At 45.1% G+C, this 13,210-nt stretch carries 4 protein-coding genes; 1 reads left to right on the forward strand and 3 read right to left on the reverse strand.

The features are described 5' to 3' along the window. Positions 1 to 319: 319 nt before the first annotated feature. Positions 320 to 7,978 carry a T9SS type A sorting domain-containing protein gene (locus tag DTQ70_RS14370; protein ID WP_122931452.1) on the reverse strand — a complete coding sequence of 2,553 codons (7,659 nt, stop codon included), beginning with the start codon at positions 7,976 to 7,978 and terminating at the stop codon, positions 320 to 322. A gap of 462 nt (positions 7,979 to 8,440) precedes the next feature. Here DTQ70_RS14370 and DTQ70_RS14375 point away from each other — a divergent pair, with 462 nt between their 5' ends. Then, entirely contained in the window at positions 8,441 to 10,276 is a 1,836-nt protein-coding gene (locus DTQ70_RS14375) for a sensor histidine kinase KdpD (RefSeq protein WP_164490037.1), read from the forward strand. A 38-nt stretch (positions 10,277 to 10,314) separates the two neighbouring features. Here the strand turns inward: DTQ70_RS14375 and DTQ70_RS14380 are convergent, their stop codons facing one another. Together DTQ70_RS14380 and DTQ70_RS14385 are read right to left on the reverse strand one after the other, a co-directional pair. Then, the gene (locus DTQ70_RS14380) at positions 10,315 to 11,712 is read right to left on the reverse strand and encodes a hypothetical protein (protein ID WP_122931454.1); all 1,398 of its coding nucleotides are present in this window, start codon (positions 11,710 to 11,712) and stop codon (positions 10,315 to 10,317) included. A gap of 21 nt (positions 11,713 to 11,733) precedes the next feature. Then, positions 11,734 to 13,038: a cysteine dioxygenase family protein gene (locus tag DTQ70_RS14385; RefSeq protein ID WP_122931455.1), complete on the reverse strand. Its 1,305-nt coding sequence runs from the start codon at positions 13,036 to 13,038 to the stop codon at positions 11,734 to 11,736. Between the last annotated feature and the right edge of the window lie 172 nt (positions 13,039 to 13,210).

Below are 13,210 nucleotides of genomic sequence, written 5' to 3' on the forward strand. Positions count from 1 at the left end.
ATACACGCAAGTAAAATTTAGACATAGTTAAAAAATGAGAATAAAACAATTTTTTAAGAAAAAATATATACTATTTGTACAAAATATATCCAACAAATATATGTCTATTAAGAGCAGATATACAAGAAGAAAAAGCCGCAATCCATGAACTACCTTTTTTCGTACACTAAACCCTTCTAATCGTACACTAAATATCTAGCCAGTATTGAAATGAACGAACGTCTCAGCCTTCCAAACCCAATAACACAAAAAGGCACCGAAGTCTATCGGTGCCTTTTTGTGAATAAATAACTCTAAAATTGTCTGAAGCTAATCTTATTTAAAGCTTAATAATTTTTAGAGTGCTTTGGGTAAGTTCTGATTTTACCTGCAAGAAGTACATACCCGTCGGCAACTCACTTACCCCAAACTCTTCTTGATGCGTGTTCGTTTCGGGCACAAATTGACGACGCAACACCTCACGGCCTGTAGCATCAGTCAACGAAGTTTGCACTACTTGACCTTTACTTTCTTGCACTCTCAAGCGAAGCACGTTGGTGACGGGGTTGGGTAGAACTGTGGCAAACTCTAAAGCAGAATGCTGCCCACCCTCAACAGTAAACGGTAAACCCGAAACTCTCGCAGCGCCCACACCAATGCCATCTTTCGACTGGATTCTGAACCAGTATTCTTGATAAGCCAACACGTTGCCTTGCGGTTTACGCGTCGAGGGATAAATGCTGCCCCAGCCTTTCATATCCCAATAACGAATACCCAATTTGTACAAACCTTTCGGTAACCCTGCATCATATACGTTAGCACCTGCACCATTGTCTTGGTAAAAACCATACGCAGGGTGATTCTGACCGTACAATTCCGTCCAGCCTTCGCGGTTGGCGTACATGAAGTAAGGCGCATTGTTCTCGTGCGTGTTAAATGAGCGGACTAAGCCTGTCTCTGGTGTCGCCAACATGTCAAACGTCATCGATCCGTTAGACCCTAATCCACAAGTTTCTACGTTGATCGTCCAATAACGAGGTGCCATTTTATTCGCATTTTCGACGTAATACAAAGTCGGATTTTGCTGCGTGCTTTGCTCCAACTCAGGGCCGCCGTCTCTGGTAATGAACTGACTCGCCCACGCCGCGCGGTCGTTGGCTTTTACCGCTGATTTACTCTCACCGATATTTATCAACGTCAGCTCAAATGACTTCCAACTCACCTCTTTTACCGAACTCACCGCACTTTGGCAACCATTTGGCGACACACAACGTACCGAATAACCTTGTTTAGTCACATTTATAAATGACACTTTAAAGCTACTCTCGGTTACGCCCGTATTCCACAATGCGGTTGTACCCACTGGACAGGTCGTCGAAACTGTCACCTCTGTTCCCGTACATACAAGTTCCGAGCTTACGTTGACCACAGGCGCTACATTGACAGGTACAATCGTAAACGTCACCACGTTACTTTTTTCACTCAAACAGCCACCTGCAGCTTGGCAACGCGCATAATACGACGTCGTTTCACTTGGTGTTTGACTTGGTAAAGTTGATATCACTGCATCGGTCGCAGCATTGTACCAAACTGTCGTCAAATTGCCACAGTTTGTTGTTCCACTGAAAGCTACTGCCGTGCCACAACCATTGGTTACGTTCAAACTTGCCACAGGAACTTGTGATAAATTCGTAATTCGCAAGCGTATGACACCCGACTCGCTCTCTACACACGACGCGGTTCCGTCTGATTTGCGGCAACGTACGCGGTAATTGTGGTACTGACCATCTACTTGTTGTACGGGAAGAATACTGCTGTAGTCTCCGCCGTCCACCGAATAAAGAAGCATTTCTCCTGCGGCACAAGTCGCGTTGAACACAAGGGCATTGCCTTCGATGTTACAAACTTCTTTGGTTTCTCCAACGTTCACCGTTGTCCCATCAGCCACCAACGACACATTCTGTGGAATGGAAGCGCGGTAGTTGATTTTCACTTCGATTGGACTGGTGTACGTCATTAGACAACTAGCGTCGCAAGCAGCTTGGTAACGGTGGGGTTGGTTATTGGACAATTGGGAAACTGGGGCATTGGGTGACCATTCGCTCCATGCACCATTTCCAACTTGACTGCGCCAAACAGGCAAACCAGTAACACACGCACCCGTAACACTAAACTGTAAACTATTAACAGGATTTGCGTCTGTATCACAAAGTTCACGGTTATTCCCTTCATTTAAGGTTTGTTGAAGGGTTGATAAAGTGACTGTTGGTTTGACATGAATCAGGACTACTGCCGTGGCCGAATTTGCCTGCGAACATACACCGCTTTTGATTACTGCACGGTAATAGGTCGTTTGGGTTAAATTATTTGCAGTCAACTGATTAGTTGTATTCACAATATCAATCACACCGTTGAAGTCGGCGTTTGAAGACGATTGCCATTTTTGAATTGTTCCCACTTGGCCTGACAATGTCAATACCGTGCTGTTGCTACCCGTACAAACGGCCGTAGAACCTGCAATGCTACCTCCTACCGAAACGGGATCCACCGTTACCGTTGCCACCGAAGAAAACACCGCTTCGCATACGCCACTTTTGACCATTGCCCGATAATAGGTCGTTTGGTTTAGATTCGTAGCCGTGAAACTGGTTGTCGTGTTGGCAATATCAACAGGACTCGCAAAGTCAGCAGTCAATGACGACTGCCATTTTTGAACATCGCCTACTTTACCTGACAAGGTCAATGCCGTTGAGTTCGTCACTGCACAAACTGTAGTTGAACCTGCAATGCTCCCGCCCACGTTGACAGGGTCAACCGTCACAGTGGCCGTCGAAGAAAACGCGGCTTCACATACGCCACTTTTCACGATTGCTCGGTAATAGGTCGTTTGCGTTAAGTTGCTCGCGGTTAAGCTGGTCGTTGTATTGGTAATGTCAGTAGGATTAGCGAAATCAGCGGTCAGTGACGACTGCCATTTTTGAACATCACCTACTTTACCTGACAACGTTAGGGTTGTTGAGTTCGTACCTGTACAAACGGTAGCCGAACCACCAATGCTACCACCTACCGTAACAGGATTCACCGTTACAGTTGCCGTTGCCGAGTTAACGGCATCACATACGCCACTTTTTACCACTGCTCGGTAATAAGTCGTTTGCGTTAGGTTTGTCGCGACGAAGCTTGTTGTTGTATTCACAATATCAGTAGGATTAGCAAAATCAGCCGTCAATGAAGATTGCCATTTCTGAACGTCCCCTACTTTGTCTGACAAGGTCAATGTCGTTGTGTTCGTTCCTGAACAAACCGTAGCCGAACCTGCAATACTTCCACCTACCGAAACAGGATTCACCGTTACGGTTGCAGTTGAAGAAAACGCGGCTTCACATACGCCACTTTTCACTACTGCACGATAATAAGTCGTTTGCGTTAAGTTGCTCGCCGTTAGACTCGTCGTCGTGTTGGCAATGTCAACGACACTCGCAAAATCAGCCGTTAATGACGACTGCCATTTTTGAACATCCCCTACTTTCCCTGACAACGTTAATGTAGTCGAGTTTGTCCCTGAACATACCGTGGCCGAACCTGCAAGGCTACCACCTACCGTCACGGGGCTTACCGCTACGGTAGCCGTAGCCGAATTAACGGCATCACATACCCCACTTTTTACCACCGCCCGATAGTAAGTCGTTTGCGTTAAGTTAGTTACGGTTAAGCTCGTCGTTGTATTGGCAATGTCAATAGGCGTGGCAAAATCAGAAGTCAACGACGACTGCCATTTTTGAACGTCACCCACTTTGTCCGTCAAACTCAATGTCGTCGAGTTTGTTCCTGAACAAACGGCTGCACCCGCAATAGTGCCACCCACCGAAACAGGATTCACCGTCACGGTCGCGGTAGCAGAATTAGTGGCGTCACATACACCACTTTTTACCACTACCCGATAATAAGTCGTTTGCGTTAAGTTAGTCGCGGTAAAGCTGGTTGTTGTGTTGGTAATATCAACAGGACTCGCAAAATCAGAGGTCAGCGACGACTGCCATTTTTGAATAGTTCCTACCTGGTTTGATAGCGTTAATGCCGTCGAATTTGTCCCCGAACAAACCGTGGCCGAGCCCGCAAGGCTACCACCTACGTTGGCAGGGTCAACAGTCACGGTTGCCGTCGAAGAAAACGCGGCTTCACATGCCCCACTTTTTACCACTGCCCGATAATAGGTCGTTTGCGTTAAGTTGCTTGCGGTTAAGCTAGTCGTTGTATTGCTAATGTCCGTAGGATTCGCAAAATCAGCGGTCAACGACGACTGCCATTTTTGAACATCACCCACTTTATCTGCCAAGGTCAATGTGGTCGAATTCGTACCCGTACATACCGTAGCCGAGCCTGAAACAGTACCTCCTACCGTGACTGGGTTGACCGTTACGGTAGCAGTGGCAGAAAATGCGGCTGCACACATACCGCTTTGTACTACCGCCCGATAATAGGTCGTTTGGGTTAAATTGGTTGCGGTTAGGCTAGTCGTTGTATTGGTAATGTCTGTTGGACTAGCAAAATCAGAAGTCAACGAAGACTGCCATTTTTGAACCGTCCCTACCTGATTTGACAACGTTAGCGTTGTTGAATTTGTACCTGTACAAACTGACTGTGCGCCCGTGATTGTACCGCCCACCGAAGCAGGGGTAACGGTAATCGTGGCTGACGCTTCAGCCGAACAACCCTGATCATTTGACACTGTCACGGTATATGTACCCCCTACGGCAACATTGATAACTGCTGAATTTTGGCCTGTACTCCACGAATACGCCGTTCCTCCAGAGGCGGTTAAGATAGCGCTAGTACCTTCACAAATCGTACCGTCGTTGGCAGTACCCGAATTTTCGGTTATTGTCACCATGGCTGGAGTGGCACATTTTTCACCACCTCCACTTCCTCCCAATAAGGAGGTAGCTTGGTACTCTGCGTAATAATCACCACGTAAGGTATTTCCAAGCACCCAACTGCTGGTTGAAGCTGGCGAACCATTTTGCAAAATACTAGCTGTTGGAATGTCCGCTACCCGCGCATGAGCCGCCCCGCTTGTTGCGTGGTAAAAAAACAATCGGTTAAGTCCCGTCAACGCAGGCAGGTTTTTCAAAATAGTTAAATGCGTATTTATGTTATCATAATCGCGTTGTCGGAAGTAATACCGCACGCCTACGTTACCACTGGGCTGTGTAGTTGGGTTTACATTCCAGCTACGTGACATAATGACGGCACCGTTCGGATTCGTAATAAACCCTTGCCCTTTGTTGACAAAATAGTTGCTTGACGATTCTTTCAACGACACGGCGTTGTCTGGAACGCTGGCACCCGTACCACCTAATTTCAACGATAACAAACGTTTTCCATTACAACTACAGTAGTGGGTCCATCCGTCGCTATCGGTGTGGGAGTTGCTAGACGTATGGGTTTCCTCTGCGGTTGGAAGCTGCGACTCGTCAGAACAATGAAACTTAATGTTATTGTTGCCCACAAAATCATCCATGTTGACGGGCGACTGATCCGAGTTATTAAAGGTTTTGTGGCGCGTACCATGGTAATGTTTAAATTCCAAATCAGCGTCTGGTTCTGCAAGAGGATCTATACCCGCTTGAGCACTAGGCGAATCGGTACAACCATACAATTCTAAGGCTTTCAACCACGCTAATTGGTCGCTGTTGCGAAAAACATTGTACCAATGCGTATGATTACGGAACAAAGACTGGTCATAAAAAGCCGAATTGAGCATATCTGCGGTATGCAACCAAGGGCGTGGAATTCCTGCGGCATCATAGAGCCCCGACCATTTTTCTTCTTTATTGACCATTGAGCTGTGGCGATAACCGAGCCAGTAACGTTGTACCCCATTGCTTGGCTCAACGTGCAAGTAGTTGGGAGATGGGTCAAAAGTTTGACCTGGCAAAAGACTACCTATCCCCAATAATTCATCCGCTTCCAACATTCGACCACCATTGGCATAAAGTTCGGAAAAATTGATATTAGAAAAACGTCCCTTTAACCACTGATAAATTTCTCTGGCTCTCCAAGTATCACCCATGTGGTAATTATTTCGCAAACCAGGGGTATCGGCTCCTGCTACTGGGTCCAAGGCAACTACGTTGATGGTAGCCGCGCTGCCTAACACCGTGTTGAGTACGCCATTAAATTCCGCAAATTGGGAATCATTTTCTAGCGCTTTTTTTATTCCGTATAAAAAGGAAGAAATACCTACGGCAGACCCACGGCTATGGCCTGAAATCACAATACGATCGTAACCTTTCAGGTTGTAGCGCCGAAGCACGCGCATCACGTTGGCAGCCGCCGTGTAGGAATCTTCATCTTCGTAACCAGCCGTTACGCTACCATCGTAGTCCATGTCAACCCCAAAGAAATAACGATACATACCGCCCCCGAAATTGTCATTTTTAAACACTTTCGCACGGGAGTAAAAGGTAGTAGGAAACGGATTGAAAGCATCAAAGCCCTCATACCGATTTACCTCTTCTCCCTCTTGGTACCTCAGGTTGTCTTGGTTGTAGGAAGTATTATCCGTATTATCTCCTCCTACTCCCTTAATGAAAACCATCTGGTCGGCATTCACTTTTGTAGCAAAGCGTTGCAACTGAAACTCTAGGGATTTCCCCGAGCCGTTGTAGTAGATAAGCAAGGTTTTATTATTTCCTGGCAAATTATCGTCAGGTACAATTCGGATTGAAGAAGCACGGTCGTTGGGGCCTCCTACAAAGTTCACAGTACCTCTAAAGTCAATCGGGTAGCCTCCAAAATCGCTATTGTTATAGAGGAGTGCCTTATAACCTGGAGCAATTTCCATAGAGCTAACGTTGTCGTTACCAACTCCAGTAGCCAATGAGGCGAAGTTATAATCGCCCTCGCCAATGTGTTGCGTCCGTCCCGAAAGGTTAGCATCCGAATAAAGTGTCACAATTTTGGGTGCTGCCAACAGTTCCCATTCTAAACTCAAACCGTAACGTGCACCGCTGCCTGACCATTCAATATCCAAATAATTATACCCCAAATTCATTTTAGAGGGGTCAATCGTCACCGTAGTGGAAGTAGAAGCTGGGTGATCATCATCGTTGGTGAGGCAATCGTCGTTGTAGTCATTGTCACCACCACAGGCATCTTCTTCCCAAGCATCTATGTTCATGTCAAACTTAAAAGGGGAAGCGGCCGAGGTCGTTGAAAAGTTGCCTGATTGCATATATCTGCCATCACCAACCATCCGTTGCCATCCGCAGGGTTTGTCATCACCGACATTAACAGTCTGCGAAAACGATAAACCATTGCTAGTTCTTACCTTGTAGCGAGGGTCAGGGTTTTCACCCGAAAAGTTACAGCCCCCACCGTCGTCATTGATCCGATACCAGCCTATGCGTAGATTATAAATGTAAAACGTGGTATTTGCTGCTCTGGCCGCTTTCAGCTGCTTTGCGGCGGCAGGCATATCCCTGTTTAAAACCTGCGTGGCAGGAACGTGTGCTACCTTGATTACCTGATTGGGATCTATGTCATCAGAACCTTCTCTTGGAGCGTACGTTACAACTGCCTTGCGGGCACTTTTTTCGGCAAGGAGGGCGGCTTCGTAAGCCACATTCTGAGGGCTTGCCGCAAAATGTACCTGCGTCGAATGGCCTTCATTGTCCACCCAACCTGTGCTCGGCGGGCCTTGCTCATTGCCTGGAGCACGGTAGTATTTCGGCCCTCCCGACAAATTTTTATCGGTATTTAACCACCACGTTCCTTTGCCGTCGTAGTTCACCTCATAATCGCCTGAGGTATGCGTATAGCGAGGCTGGCCAAGTCTATTTACCCCATTCAATTCATACACACCATTTACAATAGTGTGTACTGAACCTGAAAAAGTAAATGATTTAGTAAGTTTTTGTTGCCCCTCACTTTGGGCTTTAAGGTCAATAACGTAGCAGCACGCTGCTAGGAATAGCGCGTAAATAAAATTTTTCATACGTAGGAAATAGTAAGATTAAATTTTCTCCTGAATAGGCGTTATTAGTGAGTTATCCAGTTCTGTATAAGACCAGGGAGGCGTATAGACCACGCCCAAGGCAGGTCTAAAGACTTGATGAGTTAGGAAGATTTGGTAAACGAGCTTCATAATTGTTTTGCATTAAATTTGAAGCTACAAATAAATAGCAAAAAAAAACCAAAAGATATAAGGGTTAACCCTTATTTTTCTTATTTCATTATTCTACTTAGCGTAGCGATTTATGCTATTGATCTGTATTTATTTATGGAAAAAAATTGCGTACAAATAAATACATAAATACCTGTTTATCAAACCAATAAAAACAAAAAAACGACCCCAAGTCCCCTACTATCTTTTACCCTTTCAATGAAATACCGAATGTCTTTTAAAGAAGTGGTGGCCTTGTATTATATTTGTTGGTTACTATCCACCAAAGCGTTCATGAAAAAAACTGGACTTTTATTTATCCTCTTTCTCTGTGTCAGATTCGACATTTTATCCCAAACCTCACCGAGCTTTGATGAACTCGCAGCCGCCTTCAAACAAGCAAACTCAGACACCGCGAAACTGCGGATTTTGTTTTCCGAAAAGCCGACAAAATATACCGATAGAGCCGATGAGTTGCTACCACTTTACAAGGAGGGTTACCAATTGGCAAAAAAGCACAACGACAAAGCAAACCGCTTTAAAGCTGTTCATTACACCGCACTTACCTATCTGTACGGCAAAGTCGATGAGTCAACGGCCTTTCAGTGGTTGCAAAAAGCGTTGGTAGAAGCCGAAAATGCCCAAAATAACCTGTTTATTGGCTGGGTTTATTACGCCATGGGAATCATTCATCACCACCAAAACAATCGCCCCGAAATGTATAAAGTTATGTACACGGCGATTGAATACCTCGAAAAAGCCCCTGATCCCGTAGATGGCCCTTTCATTTCTCTTTCACAAAACCTCGAAAACGACAAAAGGTGGAATGAACAAGTCGCTGTGAATCGACGACTTGTTAAACTAATGGAACGAACCAACGCCGACCCTTTTACCAAGATTACTGCCTATAACAGTTTGGTAGATGCCCTGAGAAATCACCCCGATAAAAAAAAAGAACAAGCGCTGTATCACGCCAAAACAATGGCTTTAGTGGACAAAATCTCAGCAACGAACCTTGATTTAGACGAAAAACTAATTGTCGCCTCCATCTATTTCAAAAACGACCGCCCCAACTTAGCCATCAAGTATGCCAATGAAGTAGCATCGCTTCGCGATACAGTTGGGTTTAATCTACCCGCAAAAGGCATGGCTTTTGAACTTTTATCAGAAATATACGAAAAACAAAAACAGTACGCACTTGCCCTCGAATGCCATAAAAAATTTCATGCCATCGAAAATGAGCAAGTAATCCAACGACTTACGGACGATACAGGTAAAAAAGTTATTCAAGCTGAAGCTGAACGTGATGTGGCGATCAAACAAAAAGAAGTAGAAAAACAACAGCTTTTTACCTATTTAGCAGTCGCCGTCGCTTTGTTAATATTGGTGCTAAGTGGCTCTATTTACCACTTTTACCGCAAAGAACAATCCAGAAAGAAAGAACTTCAAGGAATCAATTCTACCAAAGACAAACTTTTTGCTATTCTTTCCCACGACTTACGCTCACCTATCATTGGACTAAAAAATTACTTGATGTTGGTCAATTGGGGTGAATTGAGCCAAGAAGAATTTAAAGAATCAGCGCAAAGCCTTACTTCTCAGCTTGGTATGGTGTATGATATGCTGGAAAATGTTTTGCACTGGTCGGTCTCGCAACTTGGCGGTTTTTTTCCCAAGAAAGAACTAATTTCCATTCACTCTATCATTGAAGATGAGGCAAGAATTTTAGCTCAATCATTTAAAAACAAAAATATTAATATAAAAAATTTAACAACTTTAGAAAACCAACTTTCTGTTGACAAGAACCATTTTATTATCATCATTAGGAATCTACTTCATAATTCTCTAAAGTTTAGCTTTCCTGGAAATGATGTACTACTAAATTATACTTTAACAAAAAATGCTATCTTTATTGAAGTAAAAGACTCAGGCATCGGAATGTCGCCAGAGAAGGTAAAGAGTTTATTCCAATTGAGTAAACAAACTTCTCAGGTTGGAACAAATCGTGAAAAAGGAACAGGACTCGGTTTGGTACTGGTGAAGGAATTGGTGGAAGCCAATGGCGGCAACATTGTGGTCACGAGCAAACTCAACGAGGGGACAACGTTTAGACTTGAATTCAAAAAATAGCCCCCTCCAAGGCCTTTGGAGGGGGCTACTACCAATGCCTAATCCAAATCGACGCTACCATCGCGGCTTACCATTGGAATCGGTTTGCGTTTCGCCGCTCGAAGCATCCCTTGCTTGGCCGCAGGTGGTGGTAAAAGGGCCATAAAATTACGGATACCATTGACCAACTGAAACGAATAATCGCCCGTTGTAAAGGTTGTTTCATTGCCTTTTGAATCTTTCTGAGTAATCGTCGTCACCCCACATGGAATGGTACTAAAGTAGGTCTGAAAATCTTGGTACGTGTATTTTTTAGCCCCAAAATTGGCAATGCTCGCAGGTACACCTTCATCGCTGATGGCTGCCCGCGCGTGGCACGAAATACACGAAGAAATCGGGTTGTCCACGGGGCCGTTCATGCGCCCGCCCATCCCGAGGTGCGTCACGTACGCCTTATTAGAACCCGCAGGTGGCACAGTTAGCAAGCTCTGGTTGATAACCGTTTGCTTGAGCGATGGATTATATTTATTGGAAATATTCAACATTGTCGAATCGCCCGAATCATCACCCCACATGAGTCCCACGGGTACCATTCGGTCCACCCACGAAGAGCCCGACTGTGACGCATCGTAAATGAATGTCCCATAGACCCAGCCCGAAGTTTCGGTAGCGCGTTCGTCTTTGATGGCGATGTCGAGCTGCAACAAACGTACATCTTTGTTGACACGCTCGGCGTAGGCATTGTACGGATAAAAGATATTGGCCTTCCACTTTTTAGAATTAGCCAAATAAGGCACTTGCGTGGTATCTGCTTCGGTAAAAAGTAACTTAAAAGCCACTGTTCCTTCAGGAAATGTACTTTGTTTAACCGCTGGTTTGTCTGGATTTTTCCACACCTTTCCAATGGTATATCCTCCAGGTTGATTATAAAAAGCAATGGCGTAAGTCTGATAAGGCACGGTTTGAGCCGCCGCCAAAGTGCCGACAGGAATGGTGATTTCGCGCGTGAGTCCGTGCAAACACTCCCGACCTGAGTTTTGGCCTTTTTCGGCAGGCCGCTTGCCGTCGTCGTGCATCCAAGGCGCGCTGTACCACTGGCGAACGGCATTTTTTTGTACGTTAAAGTCCACCTCCAAATTGCCTTCCATCGCATACGATAGAACGGTTTTCATGTACTTTTGGTAATCGGTTCGAAAATCCACCTCCATCCAAGGTTCCGCTGCGTTCACATCAAACGTGTCAGGATACGCCTGACTGAGCGAAAAGGTGTCTTTGGTGCCAGCTGGAACGGGAAAAATGGGGCAATAGCTCGGGAAATTTCCCGCGGCTGAACTCGTGATAACGAGTGCTTCGGAAGCCGAAGAAGTAGTTTTCTCTGAGCCAGTCTTACAGGCGAGCATCATTAATCCACCCACGGCTGCTATGGCCAAGGTGTTCGTAAATCGTTGAGAATTCATACGGTTGAGACGGGTTTTTGGTTATAAATTACTTTTGAGAAATTGTTCTTCTTGTTCCTTCAAATGGGCTTCCCATTCGCTTTTCATCTGGGCTTTGAACCAAACAAAATCAGCGTCCGAATCGGGCTCGTAATGTTCGGTATTCCCCTTTGTTCCAAGGTAGTCGAAATAATCGTAGTGCGTTTGATCCTCCGCATCGTACATGTAGCACTGAATCGTAATGCAGGTTTCGACGTTGCCATCAAGGTTTTTGAGCTGGTGGATTTGGTTCATTTCGGGACTAATCCACGTAATATCATCTTTGGAAAACGTAGCCACCGCAAAACCTGCGACGCTTTCTTCATCGTCAGTCCCTAAAAATGGAAAAAGTTTGACCGAAATCGCCCCGTGCAACACCCGAATGATGGCATTGGCTCCCGCGTGGTTGTGAATGGGAGAATAATGCCCTGGGGGCCAAATTTCCATCACGTAAGGTACACCAGGCGACTCGCCACTGTTGACTCCCAAGGTAATGCGCAAATAGGTTTTATTAAGGTTCTTTTCACCAAACTCGCCGCTTTTTTTGATAAGTGTGGCATTGCACCAACCGTTTGGATTGGCAATACTGTACTCAATGGCTTGCGAAAACTGCGGAAACGACTCATCATCAAGCACAAAGCGCTTACCAGCTACGTTATCGTACAGTTTTTGGGCAATGGGCGAAAGGTTTGATTTAGGCAAAAACGAATTGTTGGCAATGTCTCCCATGGTCAATTCTTCCGTATTTTTTACCCTCAAAGGTGACGACTGCACAATGGGGTCGCGCAGCAATTTGAGAGGTTTAAAAGAATCAACTGAAGGTACTTTCACTGTGGTGAGTTTTTCCAAAAAGCGCACTAATTCATGGTTTTCGTCGGTCGTTTTTCCTTCTAAAACGTATTGAAACGACATTGTTTCTAACCGCGCTTCACCCACCCCAAACTTAATGGCGCGTTGGTGTGCATCAAGACTTATCCAGTAAAACGCATTTTTGTTCTGAACAAAGCCCGTATTGACGGCTGCTAAAGGGGTCTCTTCCGAAATACGCGACAACTCTAGCGTACCAACGCCAAAGGTAAAGCGAAGGCCATCTTTGTAAAAAGTATCCCAGAATGAAATGGATACAGTTTCTCCTTCCACGTTAGACGGTTCAATGACTGAAAACAGGAATACCCCTTGCCCGTGAATTGGCAAAACGTAGGTTTTTGCCCCACTTTCTTCATTATCGAGCCCTTGGGTAGCAAATTCAACGGGAGGAAGTAAACTAATTGCCCGTGGCAAATTCTTTTGCGAGTTACTGTAAGACATAAAGCGTTGAGTATTAATTGTTAAATAAACAGATACGACCAAACAATACGTTCTAGAAACGTACTAAATGGACAGAAAAAAGGAGAAAAAACCGCTTTAAAGTGCTATTGGCAGCGGTGAAGTAAGAAGATGGATTTTCTTTTTTTCATAATCGTTAACGTTGAGGTTTAAG

Source organism: Runella sp. SP2, assembly GCF_003711225.1.
In the GTDB taxonomy this organism is placed as follows: Bacteria; Bacteroidota; Bacteroidia; order Cytophagales; family Spirosomataceae; genus Runella.